Source organism: Sinorhizobium sp. CB7, from assembly GCF_041357635.1.
In the GTDB taxonomy this organism is placed as follows: Bacteria; Pseudomonadota; Alphaproteobacteria; order Rhizobiales; family Rhizobiaceae; genus Rhizobium.
The window spans coordinates 119,770-138,414 of record NZ_JAULLL010000019.1 but is presented as its reverse complement, the minus strand read 5'-3'; the positions used below and the strand labels follow the sequence as shown (position 1 = coordinate 138,414).

The 18,645-nt window shown below is 60.1% G+C and carries 17 protein-coding genes; 16 read left to right on the top strand and 1 reads right to left on the bottom strand.

Annotated elements, in window-relative coordinates:
* Positions 1-17: 17 nt before the first annotated feature.
* The 11 genes from AAE029_RS28915 to AAE029_RS28865 all read left to right on the top strand — a co-directional run bounded on the left by AAE029_RS28915 (position 18) and on the right by AAE029_RS28865 (position 12,547).
* Positions 18-3,230 (top strand): SPOR domain-containing protein, encoded by a 3,213-nt coding sequence (locus AAE029_RS28915; RefSeq protein ID WP_371076351.1) that lies wholly within the window; start codon positions 18-20, stop codon positions 3,228-3,230.
* A 111-nt stretch (positions 3,231-3,341) separates the two neighbouring features.
* Entirely contained in the window at positions 3,342-4,358 is a 1,017-nt protein-coding gene (gene nagZ, locus AAE029_RS28910) for a beta-N-acetylhexosaminidase (RefSeq protein WP_371076350.1), read from the top strand.
* A 36-nt stretch (positions 4,359-4,394) separates the two neighbouring features.
* Positions 4,395-5,231: a ScpA family protein gene (locus AAE029_RS28905; protein WP_371076370.1), complete on the top strand. Its 837-nt coding sequence runs from the start codon at positions 4,395-4,397 to the stop codon at positions 5,229-5,231.
* Positions 5,232-5,269: 38 nt separating this feature from the next.
* Positions 5,270-5,968: an SMC-Scp complex subunit ScpB gene (gene scpB / locus AAE029_RS28900; protein WP_371076369.1), complete on the top strand. Its 699-nt coding sequence runs from the start codon at positions 5,270-5,272 to the stop codon at positions 5,966-5,968.
* Positions 5,969-6,180: 212 nt separating this feature from the next.
* Positions 6,181-6,372, top strand: coding sequence for a twin-arginine translocase TatA/TatE family subunit (locus AAE029_RS28895; RefSeq protein WP_371076349.1), 192 nt, complete (start codon positions 6,181-6,183; stop codon positions 6,370-6,372).
* 57 nt (positions 6,373-6,429) lie between these two features.
* Positions 6,430-7,086, top strand: a complete 657-nt coding sequence (gene tatB / locus AAE029_RS28890) for a Sec-independent protein translocase protein TatB (protein WP_371076348.1) — start codon at positions 6,430-6,432, stop codon at positions 7,084-7,086.
* Positions 7,083-7,910, top strand: a complete 828-nt coding sequence (gene tatC / locus AAE029_RS28885) for a twin-arginine translocase subunit TatC (RefSeq protein WP_371076347.1) — start codon at positions 7,083-7,085, stop codon at positions 7,908-7,910. The genes tatB and tatC overlap by 4 nt, the downstream gene beginning before the upstream one ends.
* Before the next feature lie 101 nt (positions 7,911-8,011).
* Positions 8,012-9,295 (top strand): serine--tRNA ligase, encoded by a 1,284-nt coding sequence (gene serS / locus AAE029_RS28880; protein WP_371076346.1) that lies wholly within the window; start codon positions 8,012-8,014, stop codon positions 9,293-9,295.
* A 51-nt stretch (positions 9,296-9,346) separates the two neighbouring features.
* Positions 9,347-10,114, top strand: a complete 768-nt coding sequence (gene surE, locus AAE029_RS28875) for a 5'/3'-nucleotidase SurE (protein ID WP_371076345.1) — start codon at positions 9,347-9,349, stop codon at positions 10,112-10,114.
* Positions 10,115-10,118: 4 nt separating this feature from the next.
* Complete coding sequence (locus tag AAE029_RS28870) at positions 10,119-10,772, top strand: protein-L-isoaspartate(D-aspartate) O-methyltransferase (RefSeq protein ID WP_371076344.1); 654 nt, start codon at positions 10,119-10,121, stop codon at positions 10,770-10,772.
* 152 nt (positions 10,773-10,924) lie between these two features.
* The gene (locus AAE029_RS28865) at positions 10,925-12,547 is read left to right on the top strand and encodes a peptidoglycan DD-metalloendopeptidase family protein (protein ID WP_371076343.1); all 1,623 of its coding nucleotides are present in this window, start codon (positions 10,925-10,927) and stop codon (positions 12,545-12,547) included.
* A gap of 91 nt (positions 12,548-12,638) precedes the next feature.
* Here the strand turns inward: AAE029_RS28865 and AAE029_RS28860 are convergent, their stop codons facing one another.
* Positions 12,639-13,511 carry an ATP-binding protein gene (locus AAE029_RS28860; protein ID WP_371076342.1) on the bottom strand — a complete coding sequence of 291 codons (873 nt, stop codon included), beginning with the start codon at positions 13,509-13,511 and terminating at the stop codon, positions 12,639-12,641.
* Positions 13,512-13,720: 209 nt separating this feature from the next.
* Between AAE029_RS28860 and yajC the strand changes: the two genes are divergently transcribed.
* The 5 genes from yajC to AAE029_RS28835 all read left to right on the top strand — a co-directional run bounded on the left by yajC (position 13,721) and on the right by AAE029_RS28835 (position 18,645).
* The gene (gene yajC / locus AAE029_RS28855; RefSeq protein WP_371076341.1) at positions 13,721-14,062 is read left to right on the top strand and encodes a preprotein translocase subunit YajC; all 342 of its coding nucleotides are present in this window, start codon (positions 13,721-13,723) and stop codon (positions 14,060-14,062) included.
* Between the two features lie 60 nt (positions 14,063-14,122).
* Positions 14,123-16,681, top strand: a complete 2,559-nt coding sequence (gene secDF, locus AAE029_RS28850) for a protein translocase subunit SecDF (protein WP_371076340.1) — start codon at positions 14,123-14,125, stop codon at positions 16,679-16,681.
* A 4-nt stretch (positions 16,682-16,685) separates the two neighbouring features.
* The gene (locus tag AAE029_RS28845) at positions 16,686-17,072 is read left to right on the top strand and encodes an Mth938-like domain-containing protein (protein WP_371076339.1); all 387 of its coding nucleotides are present in this window, start codon (positions 16,686-16,688) and stop codon (positions 17,070-17,072) included.
* Between the two features lie 18 nt (positions 17,073-17,090).
* Complete coding sequence (locus AAE029_RS28840) at positions 17,091-17,951, top strand: phytoene/squalene synthase family protein (protein WP_371076338.1); 861 nt, start codon at positions 17,091-17,093, stop codon at positions 17,949-17,951.
* Positions 17,952-18,174: 223 nt separating this feature from the next.
* Positions 18,175-18,645, top strand: a complete 471-nt coding sequence (locus tag AAE029_RS28835; protein WP_371076337.1) for a hypothetical protein — start codon at positions 18,175-18,177, stop codon at positions 18,643-18,645.

Genomic DNA, 18,645 nt, shown 5'->3' with positions numbered 1-18,645 from the left:
GTTGCGAGTGGATGGGTATGGCAGATAAACAATTGGCGTATCGCCGGGATTCGGACTTCTTTGCTGACGACGATCCGTTGGCTGAACTTGCCCGCATTGTCGGCTTCGAGCCACCGGCAGCTGTCAATACGGCTCCCGCGGTTCAAAAGCATGAACCCGCCTTCGATCTCGAAGACGAGCTTTTGCGCGAATTCGAGCGCTATGACGCGCCTCGGCCGGTTCAGTCGCGTGCACCAGAGAAACTTGTCGAGGAGCCGGTGGTCGACATCGAGGCCGACGGCATTCCTTCGGCGAACGATCACGCGGCTTTCGTGCAGAACGATGAGTTCGATGTCCAGCCGGAGTTCGCCGAACCGCTGCAGCAAGACGCAACCGAGGTCGATTTTGAACCTCGCCTGGAGATGCCTGAGGATCTGGATGCCCTGCCGGAGCATCCTGCCTGGGACGAGATTCCCACGCCTGCCGTTGATGCGGCGGATACCGGAGAGGCTGGGGCGGACGAACTCTCTCTGCTTCAGGATGTTGTGCCGGAGCCGGTTGACATACGGCACGAACTGGTAGTCGAAGACGCTGACCTGCGCCATGATCCCGCAACGGCTGAAGTCGACAATGCCGGCGATCTCATGGATGAGCTGGAGCTCTCCATCGGAAACGCACCTGTCGCAACGCCCATAGCGCCGCCGCCGATCAGCAGGGCGCCGCAATGGTCGGCCGCAAGCATCAAGTTGCCGCTGGCAAATTTCAACGCTCCACGCCGCGAGCCGATTTTCCCCGTAGAACCGGTTGTTCCCGCCGAGGTGAAACCGGAGCCCGAGCTGGCGCCGGTTTCGGTGGAGCCTGAGCCCGAGCCGTCGCGCACCGAGATTGCGCCAGCGCCGGTGCAGGTTGAGCTTGCTCAGGAGCCTGAATTCTCCAGTCCGCAGAATCTCGGCTTCCTTCCAGAGCACGACCGTCATGACGTTGCTCCCCAGAACACAAACAAGGTGGAGCCGGAATCCCCAAGCGCGGAGCCCTCGGGCTTCGATCTCGTCGCTGCGACCGAAGAGGGCTCCGTTCCGACCGATGCGGCACTGACCGAGCCGGCTTACGAGGAGTCTGCGCCTCCGGTTTTCGACATCGATGATCTGCTGGCGGATGTTTCGCGCTATCCCGTTCCGCAACGAGGCAGCACATCGCCGGTCCAGACGGAACACGATGTCCGGGCGGAACATGATGCGGTGATGGCGCGTGCGTTCGAGCCGGAGCCGGTGATCGAGCAGGCGCCGCAGCCTCCTGTGGTTACGCCACAATCATCTGTCGTTCCATCAAGAGCGACCGCCACGACGTCGCGGCAAGCCGCGCGCCCGGAACCGGATGCCGATGATCCCTTCGCCGGTCACGATTTTGAACTTGATCTGGAAGGGATCGAGCTGGAACTGGCGGATCTCGATTTCAGCGAGCCGAAGAAGTCTGCCGCTGCGGCAAGTCAGCCGGCACCGGTTCAGCCGGTCAAAACCAGTGACGTCTTTGCCGCGCCCCGGACCCCTCCGGCACCGCCCCTCGTCGTCACCCCGCAGCCAAGGCTCGTGGAAGCGGCTGCTCCGGCGATGGAACGCGCTTCCGAGGCGGAGCAATCGACGGGGTTTGATCCTTCGTTGATAGCGGACCCGGAAGAACATCCGGAAACGGTCGAGGACATGCATGTGCCTGCGCTGCCGCATGTCGAGCAGGAGGAACCTGCTGCGGTTCCGCCGGAATATGACTTCGATATCGATGCGGAATTGGCGAGTCTTTTCGAGCCGCAGCAGGCGACGCGTGAAGCCGTAGTGCAGCCCCAGGCAGCGCGTCAGATGGCCGATCATCCCGCCATCGCCGCCATCGGGGCAGGTGCTTCCGCCGCAGCATCCCGGACGAAACCTGCCGAAGATCTTGATGAATTCGAAAAAGCGCTCGAAGAAGATTTCAGGCGCAGTGTTCACGAGCCGGTTCACCGGCCGCAGAACGTCACGCGGATGACCCTTGAAGCGGCAAGCGTGACTGCGGGCAGAAAGCGTGCACGCTCCATGCGCGGCATGCTCACGGCGACGGCCTTGATCGCGATACTCGGCTTCGGCGGTTATGGCGTCTACGCCTGGATGTCCGGCGGCATGCCGCTTGGCGAAGGGGCGGGCGAGCCGCGTGTGATTACGGCCGACAAGGAACCGGTAAAGATCCCACCGGAAAATCCCGGCGGCAAGACCGTGCCGAACCAGGATAAGGCGGTCTACGACCAAGTCGCCGGTGCTGCAAGCGCTCAGCCGAAGCAGAAGACCCTGGTTTCCTCGGACGAGGAGCCGGTGGATGTCGTCCAAAAGACGTTGATTCCGGAGAATCTCCCGGAAGACAATGACAACGGTGCAACCGGTGATATCACGCCGACCCCTGTTGGGGAAACGGAAGATCCGCGCCTGCTTCCGGATCAGGATAATGTCGCAGCGACGTCAAACGACGCGGACAACGGACCGATGGTTTCTCCGCGCAAGGTCCGCACCATGATCGTCAAGCCGGACGGTTCCCTTGTTGCACGCGAGGAGCCGGCCCCTGATGCGGGCGCCGCTCAGGCGCAGACTGCTCCGCGATCTCCGACACAGCCGGCTACTCCGCCGGCTGCGGCAACGCAGACGGCCGCGAGCTTCCCGGCAGCGGATACGGAAGTCGCTTCCGCCGATCCTTCGACCGCTCCTGTTGGGCGGACGCCGCCGGTCGCGGCGCCCGCAGCGCCGGCTGCAACAAGCGCTAATGGTGCACCGGCCGCCGGCGATCCTCCCGTGCGCAGCGTAAAGACGACGGCGGTATCAGATACCGCGCCAGTTCCGGCCGCGCGCCCTGCTGCAAGGCCGTCAACTCCAGCCCCCGCCGCGCCGGCTCAGGTTGCTGCCGCAAGTCCGCGGACGCAGCCGACCGAACCTGCTCCGGCACCGGCTGCTGCGACAACCCCATCGGTTACGGCGGCAACCGCCTCCTCGTCCGGCGGCTATGGCATCCAAATCGCTTCGCTTCCCTCGGAAGATGAAGCGAAGAAGTCCTACGCCAACCTCTCGAACAAGTTTGCGAGCGTGATCGGAGGCCGTGGCGTGGAAATTCGCAAGGCAGAGATCGCAGGCAAGGGAACTTACTATCGTGTCCGCATCCCTGCCGGCTCGAAGGATGAAGCGGCAGCACTTTGCGAGCGCTACCGTCAGGCCGGCGGAAGCTGCCTGATTTCGAAATAAGGCAGGGATTGATCCTGTCGACGAGCGGCGAGGCTGAGCCTCGCCGTTCTTTTTTGTGAGCATCTGCTTGACGTCACTCGCATTTCGCACATTGGCTATTATGATTCGGATATGACCGAATCAAAAGCAATGATCCTAGGCTGCAGCGGCCTGACCCTCACTTCCGACGAAAAGGCTTTGTACCGGGCCGAAAGGCCGTGGGGCTTTATCCTTTTTGCACGCAATATTTCAGAGCCGGCACAAATTTCCGATCTCGTTGCGGCGATGAGGGAGTGCGTGGGGCGCAATGCGCCTGTGCTGATCGATCAGGAAGGGGGGCGTGTTCAGCGCATCCGTCCGCCGATCCTGCCGCATTATCCTTCCGCGAAGACGCTTGGCGACCTCTATCGCAGGGATAGACAGGCGGGATTGCGGGCGGCATGGCTGATGTCGCGACTGCATGCCTTCGATCTGACGAAGTTCGGCATCAATGTAAATTGTCTGCCGGTGCTCGACGTGCCGGTGGAAGGAAGCAGCAATGTTATAGGCAATCGTGCCTATGGCGGCGATCATGTTACCGTAGCGGAGATGGGCCGCGCGGCTTGTGAGGGCGTGAAGGCGGGCGGGATGCTGCCTGTCATGAAGCATATGCCGGGGCACGGTCGCGGCTTTGCTGATTCCCATCACGAGCTTCCGGTCGTCGCCGTTTCGAGGGAAGAGCTTGAACAGCATGACTTCCCGCCGTTCATGGAGATGCGGGACGAATTGATGGCGATGACGTGCCACGTGGTTTTCACCGCGATCGATCCGGACAATCCGGCGACGACGTCGCGGAAGGTCATTGACGGCATCATTCGTGATCACATCGGGTTCAAAGGCTTGCTTCTTTCCGACGATACGTCGATGAATGCACTCGCGGGAACAATCGGTGAAAGGGCGGCTAATATCATCACGGGCGGATGCGATATTGTGCTGCACTGCAATGGTGCGATGGAGGAGATGAGGCAGGTGGTCGAGAACGTACCGCCTCTTGCGGATGCCTCGCTTGCGCGGGCCAGGGCAGCGGAGGCGGCCTTTGGCAACGGCGACGGCGCAGACGAAGCGGCGTTGCGCGCAGAATTCGACGCCATGTTGACCCTGGTTGGGTAGTGGTCTGGAGCGGAGTGGTATCCAGTGAACAAGGTCATGGGTAAGGAAATATCCCCGACGGCGGCAACGCCGATGGACCAGCTCTGGCAGGACGGCGCCGCTGAACGCGCTTTGCACGAACCCGCCCTTGTCATCGATGTCGCCGGCTTCGAAGGCCCGTTGGACCTGCTGCTATATCTTGCCCGCAATCAGAAGGTTGATCTTTCCCGTATTTCGGTTCTGGCGCTTGCTGAGCAATATCTGCAGTTCATCGAGCGCGCCCGCCGGATCCGCATCGAGCTGGCCGCCGATTATCTGGTCATGGCGGCGTGGCTTGCCTATCTGAAGTCGAAGCTGCTCATCCCGCAGCAGGCGAAGGACGATGGCGGCCCGAGCGGCGAGGAAATGGCTGCAACACTGGCCTTCCGCCTGAAACGTCTTGAGGCCATGCGCGATGCCGCAAGCGGCCTCGTCAACCGCAACCGCCTTGGTCGCGACGTCTTCGCACGCGGCGCGCCGGAGCATATTCCCGATCGTCAGCAATCGGCCTACGACGCCAATCTTTACGACCTGCTGACGGCCTATGCGACGCTGCGCCAGCGTCAGGCGACGACCCAGGTCACCATCGAGCGCCGACGTGTCTGGTCGCTGACCGACGCGCGTACGCTTTTGACGGGCATGATCGGCGAGATCGCTGACTGGACGGCGCTGGAGCATTATCTCCTGCGCTACCTGACCTCGCCGCAGGAGCGGGTGACCGCGATCGCCAGCGCCTTCGCGGCGTCGCTGGAGCTCGTCCGCGAGGGTAAGCTCGAGATCCGACAGGAAGGCGCCTTCCAGCCGCTTTACATGCGCCGGGGACCGAAGCATTCGCCGGTTCAAGCTGTGGAATAGGAGAGTGCTGTTTGGCTGATGCGCGTAATGAAGACGACCTGTTTGAGGAGACCGCGGACGGCGTTGCCGATCTGGACCATGTCCGGATTGCGCACGAAGCGGAGCGGATCGCCGAAGCGCTGGTTTTCGCTTCCGCCCAGCCTGTTTCCGAAGGCTACATCGCCGAGCGGCTTCCGCGCAGTCTCGATATCAGGGCAATCATGCTGCGCCTGAAGGAGCAATATGCGCCGCGTGGTGTCAATCTGGTGCAGGTCGGCGATGCCTGGGCTTTCCGGACCGCCGCAGATCTCTCATTCGTTATCCGCCGCGAGGAGAACGAGGTCAAAAAGCTCTCACGCGCTGCACTCGAAGTGCTGGCGATCATTGCCTATCACCAACCGGTGACGCGTGCGGAGATCGAGGATATCCGCGGCGTGCAGACATCCAAAGGTACCCTCGACGTCCTGATGGAGGCGGGCTGGGTTCGCTTCCGTGGTCGCAGACGCACACCGGGCAGGCCTGTGACGCTCGGCACCACGAAGGATTTCCTTGATCATTTTGGTTTGGAGGAATTGCGTGATCTGCCCGGTCTCGAAGAGTTGAAGGGCGCGGGCTTGCTCTCAGGGCGCATCCCTGCGAATTTCAACATTCCTTCGCCGCTGATGAGCGATGAGCTTACGGAGGAAGAAGATCCGATTACGCAGCTGGATCTTGAAGAGCTCGGCCTGCTAGCGCCAAGCGGTGCATCGGGGGACTGAGCTGGCGGTATAACCTATCGTTGATCCTTTTCGTCGGTCTTGGATTTGCCATCACTATTCACGAAGATGAGATATCATCATCCCGACACGAAGATTGCTTGCCATCTCCGGCGGGGGCGTGACAATAACAACAGTTCACCGGGGATTTGGTGTTTGAAAATGAAGTCTAAACGGCTTACATCGAGGGAACACCGCAACAGGGAGTTAGCGTAATGGGTTCTTTTAGCATGTGGCACTGGTTGATCGTTCTGGTCATCGTGCTGTTGTTGTTCGGCCGCGGCAAGATTCCGGAACTGATGGGCGATGTCGCCAAAGGCATCAAGAGCTTCAAGAAGGGCATGAACGACGAGGATGCCCCGGAGCAGGCCAAGACGGTCGAGCACAAGGCCGACGAGACGAAGTAACCACGTTCGGGCGCATGGCAGCCTGAAGAGCGCTGTGTCCGCCCCAGGAGCCTATTGATGTTCGATGTTGGCTGGACCGAGTTGCTGGTCATTGCGGTCGTCCTGATCGTGGTTGTCGGTCCGAAAGATCTGCCGCCGATGCTGCGTGCCTTCGGCAAAATGACGGCGCGCATGCGCAAGGTGGCCGGTGAGTTTCGCTCACAGTTCGATGAAGCGCTGCGGGAAGCCGAGCTGGATGACGTGCGCCGCACGATCGATGACGCGCAGAAGCTCAATCCGGTCAACACTCTGCGCGAGGCCATGAACCCGCTGCGTCAGATGGGCAACGAGATAAAGGCGGATCTGCAGAAGGCGACGACGGTCGAGACGAAAACAGAGGTGGCGGCGACGCCCGCGGTTTCGGCGCCCGAGCCGTCTATGAGCCTGCCGGAAACGCCACCCGTCGTTGCGCCGCCGGCCGCCGCCATTGCGCCGACGGCCAGCGTATCCGAACCGTCGGTCGCATCCGTTGTGCCGGTGTCGGCTGTAGCGGAACCCGCGGTGGCCGTTGCCGAGAAGCCGAAACCGGCCAGAAAGCCCCGGACAAAAACGGCGGCGAGCGCGACTGCATCCCCGGTTGCCGTCGATCTGGTTGAAAAGCCGAAGCGTGCCGGGTCAAAAACGAGCGCGGCCCCGAAAAAGACCACGGCAGCAAAGAAGAAGGACAAGGCATGAGCGGTGATATCGAAGACAAGCCGCAGCCGCTTATCGAGCACCTGATGGAGTTGCGCACGCGGCTGATTTGGTCGTTGGTCGCATTCTTTGTTGCCTTCATCGTCTGCTTCTATTTCGCCAAGCACCTCTTCAACTACCTGGTCTATCCCTATAAATGGGCGGTCGTTTGGGCGCATCTCGACGTCTCGAAATCCGAGCTCATCTATACGGCGCCGCAGGAATTCTTCTTCACCCAAGTCAAGGTCGCCATGTTCGGCGCGCTGGTGATCTCCTTTCCGATCATCGCCGCACAGATCTATAAGTTTGTCGCTCCGGGGCTGTACAAGAACGAGCGCGCGGCTTTTCTGCCATTCCTGATAGCATCGCCGATCCTGTTCCTTCTTGGCGCTGCACTCGTATATTTCTTCTTCACCCCTATGGTCATGTGGTTCTTCCTGAGCATGCAACAGGCGCCGGGTCAGGATGAGGTGGCGATCTCGCTGATGCCGAAGGTTTCAGAATATCTGAGCTTGATCATGACGCTGGTCTTCTCTTTCGGCCTCGTCTTCCAGCTTCCGGTGATCACCACGCTGCTCGCACGCGTCGGCTTCATCAGCTCGGCCTGGCTTGCCGAAAAACGCAAATTCGCGATCGTGATAGCCTTCGTCGTTGCGGCTGTCCTGACTCCCCCGGATCCCATGTCCCAGATCGGCCTTGCGCTGCCGACGATCCTTCTCTACGAGATTTCCATCTATGCTGCGCGACTCGTGGAGCGCCAGCGTGCCCGGCAGGCACTCGAGGAGAACTCAGGGTCTACGGACGTTGCCAAGTCGGACAGCGTCTGAGCGGCCCCGGTCTTTCCTGTCGAGTCACGCCGGTAAGTTCCCCGTCAAGGCTTAGACCTGCTTTGACGGGTTCCTGCCGTTTTCAACCATCTGGGACGACGATGCTCGATATCAAATGGATCCGTGAGAATGCCGAAGCTTTCGATACGGCGCTGGCCAAGCGCGGTGCTGAGCCTCAGTCGCAAAACCTCATTGCCCTGGATGAGAAGCGCCGATCCGTCGTGCAAAAGGCGCAGGACATGCAATCCCGTCGCAACGCCGCTTCCAAGGAAATCGGCGCGGCGATGGCCCAGAAGAACATGGAGCTTGCCGACAGGCTGAAGGCGGAAGTTGCAGAGATCAAGGCCACGCTTCCCGCCGCCGAGGAGGAGGAGCGCGAACTGACGGCTGCATTGAACGATGCACTCTCACGCGTCCCAAACATTCCGCTCGATGATGTGCCGGTCGGCAAGGACGAGCACGACAATGTCGTCACACGCATCGTTGGAGCGAAGCCGCGCTGGAATCATCAGGCCAAGGAGCACTTCGAAATCGGCGAAGCGCTCGGCTATATGGATTTTGAGCGTGCAGCGAAGCTTTCCGGCGCGCGTTTCACGGTACTGACGAGCCAGTTGGCCCGTCTTGAGCGCGCGCTTGGTCAGTTCATGCTGGACCTGCACACCCGTGAGCACGGCTACACAGAGGTGAGCTCGCCCCTGATGGTGCGTGACGACGCGATGTACGGCACAGGGCAATTGCCGAAATTTGCCGAAGATCTGTTCAGGACGACGGACGGCCGGTGGCTGATCCCAACGGCGGAAGTAACGCTGACAAATCTCGTGTCGGGAGAAATCCTCGACCAGGAGAAACTGCCCTTGCGCTTTACGGCTCTGACACCGTCCTTCCGTTCGGAAGCGGGATCCGCCGGGCGCGATACCCGCGGCATGTTGCGCCAGCACCAGTTCTGGAAATGCGAGCTTGTTTCGATCACCGATGCCGAAAGCTCCATCGAGGAACATGAACGCATGACCGCTTGCGCCGAGGAAGTCCTCAAGCGCCTCGGCCTGCATTATCGTGTCATGACGCTCTCCACCGGAGACATGGGCTTCGGAGCACGCAAGACCTATGATCTCGAGGTCTGGCTGCCGGGGCAGGACACCTTCCGTGAAATCTCGTCGTGCTCTGTCTGCGGCGATTTTCAGGCGCGCCGGATGAACGCCCGCTATCGTGGCAAGGATGATAAGGGAACGAAATTCGTTCACACTCTGAATGGTTCCGGCATCGCCGTCGGTCGTGCCCTGATCGCAGTTCTCGAAAATTACCTGAACGAAGACGGTTCCGTCACAATTCCGGACGTTCTGCTGCCCTATATGGGCGGTTTAAAGAAGATCGAACGGGCGGCCTAGGCTATTCTGCATCCAAGATCGAATCACTTGGATGCAGGCGTGGGGTGAAAGATGCGGATCCTCCTGACCAATGACGACGGCATACATGCCGAAGGCCTGGCTACGCTGGAGCGTATCGCCCGGACTCTGTCGGATGACGTCTGGATCGTGGCTCCGGAAACCGATCAGAGCGGACTTGCCCATTCGCTGAGCCTCTCCGAGCCTTTGCGCATGCGCAAGGTCGGGGAAAAGCACTTCGCGTTGCGCGGCACGCCGACCGATTGTGTCATCATGGGCATCCGACAGGTGCTGGATGCCAAGCCGGATCTGGTGCTGTCCGGTGTCAATTCGGGATCGAATGTCGCCGACGACGTCACCTATTCAGGTACGATTGCCGGGGCGATCGAAGGCACGATGCAGGGGGTGCGCTCGTTTGCCTTGAGCCAGGCCTACCTCTATGAGGACGGCGCTCGCATCGTTCCATGGGAGGTTGCGGAAAGCCGCGCGCCGGCACTTCTGCGCCGGCTCATGGATATCGATCTTCCGGATGGTACATTCCTCAATCTCAATTTTCCGAATTGTCGGCCTGAAGAGGTCACCGGGGCGCAAGTGACCGCCCAGGCCAAGATCGGCTTCAATCTTCAGGTGGAGGAACGAAGCGACGGTCGTGGCTTTCCCTATTACTGGCTGAAATTCGGCGAACGCGCCGGCGCCTTTCGCGAGGGGACCGATGTCCATGCCCTCAAGCATAACAGGATTTCAATAACCCCGTTGAAACTGGATCTCACCGATTATTCCGTCCAGGATCGCGTAGCGCGGGCTCTTTCGGATATGGAGTAATGAAGTGACAGCTCGGCTGCTCGAGAAAGAGGGGTTTGCGGCACTTGTCCTCAGGCTGCGTGCGGAGGGCATTTCCGACATCGATCTTCTGACGGCGGTCGAACAGACGCCGCGCTCCCTATTTGCCCCGCCGCAGTATTCCGAGGACGCCTATTCCAGCCGCACGATTCCGATCGAGTGCGGCGCCTTCATGGAGGGCGTGGATCTGGTGGTCCGCATCCTCCACAACCTCAAGGTCAAGCCCGGCCATCGTGTGCTGGAAGTGGGAACGGGAAGCGGCTTCACGGCCGCGGTGATGGCGCGAATGGCCGAACGGATCCTGACAGTCGAGCGCTATAAGACACTGGTGACCGGTGCACAGCGGCGCGTGGAATCGCTGGGGCTGCGCAACGTCGTCATCCGCCACGCCGACGGCAGCGCCGGATTGCAGGGAGAGGGGACCTTTGACCGTATCCTGGTGACGGCCGCCTTCAACGCGATGCCCCGCTTCTATGCCGATCAACTCGTTTCCGGCGGCTCGATGATCGCTCCTCTGATGATTTCGGAAGAAAATTGCCGGATGGTGCGGCTGACCAAGACAGGCAGCCGCTTCGAACGGGAAGAGCTCTTCGACGTGCCCTATCTCCCGATAGTGCCTCGGCTCGCATCCTTTCTGTGAGCGCGTGCGGCAAACCGCTTTCCTGGACGATTGCCGGTTATGGTTATCAAATTCTCACAAAAATAAGGCGAATAGGCACACTTTAACCGCATGGTAATACTAACGGGTTTTAATCGACTCACAAATGGTTGCGTCTTTCAGTGGGTCGAGTCATGCGTTTCAGTCTTTCGCCAGAGTACGGGAAGTCGACAGGTAATGTGCTGGTCGCGGTCTTTCTGGCGAGCATCGTTACGGGTTGCAGCTCGGATGTCATGCGGTTCGGAGGCTATTCCTCCGGTTCCGACCAGATAACCACCAATTCAATCCCGAATCAGAATTATTCAGGCTCAAGCGGCAGTCAGCCGACGCCCCGCGCGGACGTCGCCTCCGGCGGGCCGATGATGCAGCCTGGCTATTCCGGCCGCCAGGAAGCGCTGAACCAGCCATATCCCAGCCAACCCTATCCCGGCCAGGCTTATCCTGCGCAGCCCGCAAACGGCGGCTACAATTCATCGACTGCTGTAAGATCCAGTGCACGCATGGCGACGGCGCCGGTTTCCGTACAGAGATCGGAGCTTGCCGCTCCCTCTCCATCGCGTTCCGGCGAGCGCGAGGCGGCATTGGCGCAGCCATTCCCCTCGGAGAAAAAGGCGCCTCCGGTCCAGGCTGCAAAGGCGGCACCCGATCCAATTAAGACAGGCACCACGCCGAAGGTATCCGGGTGGTCTTCCACCAATGCGCCGAGCGTGACGCTCAGGCCGGGTGAAAGCCTTGCAACCCTCTCCAAGCGTTATGGCGTTCCGGAGAAGGAGATCCTGCGCGTCAACGGCTTGAAAAATTCGGCGGCGGCCAAGCCTGGCCAGCAGATCCTGATCCCCACCTTCAATGGCGGCAACGCCGCGAAGGCGGCTTCGCAGGCCGCTGATCTCTCGAAGGGTGGCAATCTTCCCGAACCGAGCAAGGCGCCGACGCAGGACGTTGCAGTCCTCCCCGCTGGCAACTCCATCCGCGACAAGTCGCAGGCGGCTCCGGCGCCTTCCGACAAGCTCGCTGCCGGCGCCGGCAAGGATCCAAATGGTGCCGGCGGCACCTACGTCGTCAAACCCGGCGATTCCCTTGCCAAGATCGCGAAAGCGACAGGCACGCGGATCGATGATCTTAAGGCCGCTAATGGTCTGACTGCCGGCACGGTCCGCATCGGCCAGGTTCTGAAGGTGCCAGGCACTGCTCCCGCCGGTTCGGATACCGTCAAGACCGCATCAATCCCTGCAAAGGCTGTCACGAAGGTTTCTGCACCGGCTAGCGAGGCTGTCAGCGCGCAACCTGCGCCCTACAAGCCGCCGGTCGCCAGCGCCAGCCAGAGCATCTCCGATGTCGAAAAGAAGACCGACGTTGCGGTCGCCGCTCCGGAATCGACCGGTATCGGCAAATATCGCTGGCCGGTTCGCGGTGCGGTGATTGCCGGCTACGGCGCCAATGTCGATGGCAACCGCAATGACGGTATCGACATCTCGGTCCCGGAAGGCACGCCGATCAAGGCTGCTGAAAATGGCGTCGTCATCTATGCCGGCAATGGTCTGAAGGAACTCGGCAACACGGTTCTGCTGCGCCACGACGACGGTACAGTAACGGTTTACGGCCATGCTGACGCGCTGAACGTTGCCCGCGGTCAAAAGGTCCAGCGCGGACAGACGCTCGCCACATCAGGCATGAGCGGCAACGCAAAGCAGCCACAGCTTCACTTCGAAGTGCGCAAGGATGCCGCACCGGTCAACCCGATGACATTCCTCGAGTAGGTAAAGCGTCTTGAGGAACGTGCAAAAGCCCGGCCAAAAACCGGGCTTTTGTATTTTTTCGGCGACTGCATGCGGAAAGTGGGGGCGCGTCCTATTCCCGCTCGAGTGGCTTGCGCAGTCGCCCGGCAAGATCCTGGATATATTGCCAGGCGACGCGACCGGAACGGGCGCCGCGCGTTGTTGCCCACTCCAGAGCTTCGGCGTGAAGCTTTTCGCGATCAAGCTTCAGTTTGAAATGATCGGCATAGCCGTCGACCATTTGCAGGTAGTCTTCCTGGCTGCATTTGTGGAAGCCCAGCCAGAGGCCGAACCGGTCGGAGAGGGAGACTTTCTCCTCGACCGCCTCCGAAGGGTTGATGGCCGTCGACTGTTCGTTCTCCATCATATGGCGGGGCAGCAGGTGACGCCGGTTGGAGGTGGCGTAGAAGACGACATTGTCCGGCCGGCCTTCGATGCCGCCGTCGAGCGCAGCCTTCAACGACTTGTAGGCAGTGTCGTCGTGGTCGAAGGAGAGATCGTCGCAGAAGATGATGACGCGATGCGGGGCGTCTTTGACAAGGTCGAGAAGAATGGGGAGGGTTGCGATATCTTCCCGGTGGACTTCGACCAGTTTCAGGGAGACTCCGCTTTCACGCCGAACATCCTCGTGTACTGCCTTGACGAGCGAGGATTTGCCCATGCCGCGCGCGCCCCAGAGAAGCACGTTGTTGGCGGCGAAGCCTCCCGCGAAACGTTCCGTGTTTTCGTGCAGGATGTCACGGACGTGGTCGACACCGCGAATGAGTTTCAGTGCGATGCGGTTCGGCCGCGGCACCGGCTGCAGATGAAGACGCGCCGGCGCCCAGACAAAGCAATCCGCAGCCGTCCAGTCGTTGACCGCCGGCGGCGGTCCCGCGAGCCGGTCGATGGCGTCGGCCAGCCGCTGCAGTTCGGTCAGGATCGCGCTATTGATATCTTCGGCCACGATGGTGCTCCTTTGAAATTGAACGGAAGGAGATAGGTTTTATTTTTCGTTGCCGGTAGCATGGCGTTTCTGAGGCGAAAAGGTTAAGAGGCACGGATACCGGTACGGTTTGCCGCTGTTTCTGTTGCATTCGTCATGATCGCAACTATAGTCCGGCGACCTGCGGGAAGACGGTTGATCCGTCCATCCAGAAGTTTGAGGAGTTTCCAATGTTCACCGAGGCATTTGCCCAGACCGCAACAGACACCGCTCCGGGGATCGGCTCCGGCCTGGAGATGATCTTCCTGTTTGTCCCGTTGATGGTCGTTTGGTATTTTCTGCTTATTCGTCCGCAGCGCGCTCAGGCAAAGCGCCGCGAGGAGACCTTGAAGAACATCCGCCGCGGCGATCAGGTCGTCACCGGCGGCGGTATTGTCGGCAAGGTGACCAAGGTCGTTGATGACAAGGAAGTCGAGATTGAGATTGCAGAAGGCGTCCGTGTTCGCGTGGTTCGCACCGGTATCTCCGAGGTCCGCGTCAAGGGCGAACCGGTCAAGGCAGACGCAGCCTAAGCAGTAGACGACCGACGGCTGAAACCGCTAACGTGTCGCCACTGGAGTTTCGAGAGCTTCATGCTACATTTCAGCCGCTGGAAGACTTTCCTGATCTGGTTTGCGGTGCTCTTGGGCGCTGTTGCCGCGGCCCCGAATTTCCTCAGTGATCGACAACTCGCGTCCTTACCGGAATGGCTGGCGCACAGGAGCCTTGACCTTGGTCTCGATCTCCAGGGCGGTTCGCGTATCATGCTCAAGATTGAGCGCGCCGATGTCGTCAAGAGCCGGCTTGAAGCAACCGTGGGTGATGTGCGTACCCGATTGCGGGATGCCCATATCCCCTACGCGGGCCTTGCCGGCGTCGGACAGACGGTTGAGGTTCGCATCAGCGATCCAAATCAGGTTCAGGCCGCAATTGACGCCCTGACGCCGTTGACGGCTCCCGTCAGGACCGGAGCCTCCGGCCGTCCAGTGCAGCCGGCAACACTTTTGCAGGCGGATCAGGGGCGACTGATACTTGAAATTACCGATGAAGGGATCAATTCCAGTCTGTCTTCCGCCATTGCACAGTCGGTAGACGTGGTCCGCCGTCGCATTGCCGAACTTGGCAGCGAGGATCCGGTCATCGAAAGCCGCGGCGCCGATCGCATCATCGTTCAGATGACCGGCTCCATCGATCTGGAAAGACTGAAGAACCTTCTGATCCAGCCGGGGGATTTCTCCTTCAGGCTGTTCGATCGGAGCATGGCGCCGCAGCAGGCGCTCGGACGTCCGCCGGCCAACTCTCAGATTCTCTATTCGATGGACGATCCGCCCATCGCCTATCTCGTGCAGAGGCAGCCCCTGTTCTCAAACCGCGATATTGCCGACGCCCGGGCGGATTTCGACCCGCAAAACAATGAAGGTGTCGTCCGTGTCAGGCTGAATGCAGAGGCAGCCAATCATATAGCGCAATCGACGCAGACTAATCTCGGCAAGTCCATCGCCGTTGTCCTCGACGATCAGGTCGTCTCCACGTCAGTGCTTCGCGCGCCTATCCTTGACGGAAACAGCGAGGTTGCAGGCGATTTTTCCGCACAGGGCGCTCAGGACCTTGCCATTCTGCTGCGTTCGGGTCCTTTGCCTGCCGCATTGACCACGGTGGAAGAACGGACTGTCCGGCCGGGCTTGGGTAACGAGACAGTCCGCTCCGGTATCATAGCCTGCCTTGCCGCCGCAGGCTTCGTTGCCGCATCGATGGTCCTATTCTACGGATTGCTGGGTATCGTCGCCACCATCGCCCTGGTGATCAATATCATCATGGTCCTGGCGATCATGAGTGCCCTCGGGATCACGCTGACATTGCCGGGCATCGCCGCAATCGTCTTGATCATCGGTATGGCAATTGACGCCAATGTCCTTATTTACGAGCGGGTTCGGGAAGAGGAAAAGAAAACTCACCTTCTTGTCGCCGCCCTGAGAAAAGGATTCTCCAGGGCAGCGTCCACTGTCGCCGATGCCAATCTCACGGTTCTGATCGTCGCAGCCGTGCTTCTCTATGCCAGCAGCGGCGCCGTTCAAGGTTTTGCGGCTGCCCTGGTCATTGGCGTTTTCACCACGTTCTTCACGGCCTGTCTGGTTACCCGATCGATCATTGACATCTGCATTTCTCGCCGCAGGCCGAGAGCTCTGCTCGCCGGTGTTAGAAGCGGCATTTTCGACGGTGCGAGTATCCGGTTCATGGCGATCCGGCGCTATACGTTCTCGATACTGGCCGCCTTGTCTGTCGCGATAATGCTGGCCTTTGCTGCGGTCGGAATGCACCTCGGCATCGATTTTACCGGCGGCTCGATTATCGAGGTCAGAGCAAAGCAGGGCGTTGCCGATCTGCAGGACATCCAATCGCGGCTCGCCGATCTCAATCTGGGTGAAATCCGCGTCGATAGCATCGGCAACCGGTCGAGTGCTATCATCCGAGTTCAGTCTCAGGGAGGCGGGGAAAACGCGGAGCAATCGGCCGTCACTCTCATACGCGGTGAATTGGATCAGGATTACGAATTCCGACGTGTGGAAGTGGTTGGTCCCGCCGTTTCCGGCGAACTGACGCTGACGGCGACGCTCGGTGTTCTCGCTTCGCTGGCTGCGATCCTGGTTTACATCTGGTTTCGCTTCGAATGGCAGTTTGCTGTTGGCGCAATCATTGCCACGCTCCACGACGTCATCCTGATGCTCGGTCTGTTCGTGCTCACGGGGATGGAGTTCAACTTGATCAGCATCGCCGCGCTTCTGACCATCGCCGGCTATTCGCTCAACGACACCGTCGTCGTCTATGACCGAATGCGCGAAAATCTGCGTCGCTATCCCAGGATGCCTTTGCCAATTCTGATCGACGCTTCGATAAATCAAACCCTATCGCGCACGGTCCTGACTTCGGTGATGACTATGCTGGCGCTGCTGGCGCTCTATCTCTTCGGTGGAGAGGTGATCCGTTCCTTCGCCTTCACGATGCTCTTCGGCGTTGCCGTCGCGACGTTCTCCTCGATCTACATCGCCGCACCGCTCCTCATTCTCTTCAAGCTGCGGCCCGATGCCTCCGACGAGGAGGGAAATAAAGCGGCGACCGATACCGATATTCAATCCAGCAAACCGGCAGTATGACGACATGGCTAAAGGCATAGAAATCCGCGAGGCACATTTTCCCGGCCGGGCGCCGATCGATACATACGGCAATGGCGGCTTCCGTTTCGCGGACATGTCGCATCGTGGCTCGATCCTCTGCCTTCCTTCCGGCATCTACGGCTGGGACATGGATGTTACGAAACCTCTGATCCCCGCGAATTTCCAGCGGGTGCTCGATGAGGCAGCCACGATCGAGGTACTGCTTGTCGGCACTGGACCGGAACTTCGGCCGCTCCCAGCGGAGCTGAAGGCAGCCTTGAAGGCGCGCGGTATATCATCCGATCCGATGAGCACGGGGGCAGCCGTGCGTACATTCAATATCATGCTGTCGGAATCGCGCGCCGTCGCGGCAGCTCTGATTGCCGTTTGAGAAAACCCGGACGACGCGATGGAGCCGAGCAATTCAGCACGGGAGCCTCAGGATATCTGCCTGAGGACGTTACGCGATACCGATCGCGACCGGTATCTTGCCTGTCTGCTTTCTCCGGCAGGCAGGCGCGGCGCGCTTGCTGCCCTTTATGCTTTCAATGCTGAGCTCGCGCGTGTTCGCGATCTCGTTCATGAGCCTTTACCAGGTGAAGTACGCATGCAGTACTGGCGTGATGTGCTGGAGGGAGCCGCGCGCGGATCTACCGAGGCCAATCCGCTTGCATCAGGGCTTCTTGCGGCAATCGCGGATCATCACCTGCCGCGTCAGGTCCTCATCGACATGATCGATGTCCGTATTTTCGATCTCTATGACGATCCAATGGAGACGCGGCTTGCGCTGGAGGGCTATGCCGGCGAGACCGCGTCGGCGCTGATCCAGCTTGCAAGCCTTATCCTTTCACCACAGGAGGCAGGCAGTTCCGCCGATGCCGCCGGCCACGCCGGCGTTGCTCAGGCGATTGCGGGATTAGTCCTGCTGATGCCGCTTCACCGCCATCGCGGCCAGCTCTATCTGCCGCTGGAGATCCTCGCGGCAACAGGTCTCGACCGCGAAGCCTTCCTGTCCGGCGAGGACAAGGGACGCATCTCGACGGCGATAGAGGCATTTGCAGGCCTCGGTCGCGAGCATCTCGCAAAGGCGAGGGGAGCGGGCGTAATACCTCCGGCACTCTTTCCCGCATTTTTGCCGGCAGTACTTTCGGAGCCGGTGTTGATCGAAGCGCAGAAACGCGGCGCGGGCCTCTTCGATCGGCCGATCCAACCATCGCAGTGGCGCCGTCAGATGCGCATGGCACTGGCAGCCTTGCGAAAGAAAATCTGACACTACAGCGCCGTGTGTCTTATAAGACGCACAAAGGTCGCTGCAGCACTTTGGATTGCTGCATGTTTTTATCCTTAAATCAGCTCCGATTTAAGGAAACATGCAGTAGTCAAACTCGCGCAAGTCTCGAACGGTAGATTGGCACCGTCGTTTACAGCGCCATGCGTCCCATCAAACGCACAAAGGTCGCTGTGAAGCTTGGAAACGCTGAAGGAGAAGCGGCGTGGGTTTGATCGTTTGGCTGGTCATATTCGCCATTGTCATTTTTTTCGCCTTTGTGACGACGCGCATGGCTGCGCAGACCAAGGAAGACGGTCTTCACGACACGGGCCTTGCGATCATCGAATTCGGGCGGGCTTTCCCCAACGAAGCGATCCGTCAATTGCAGACGACCGCAAACGGCCAGGCGGTCTTCGTCCGACTGCATGACAACAAGGCAGGTTTCATGCGCAACATGCGCAGCCATTTCGCCTGCCACCTGATCGAGCCGGGAACGGTACGGGTGACGAGCTCCGCGACCGGGCGGGGACTTTCCATTGAATTCGTTGATGCGCCCTACCATAACGGCACTTACGAGTTTCCCTCGCCAGCAGAAGCAGCCGAGGTTTCCCTTTGGCTGCTTGGAAATTATGTCGGCGAGGGCGATCGCAATACACCGCCGGAAAACAGCGCACCGGCCGCGAACAATCAATAG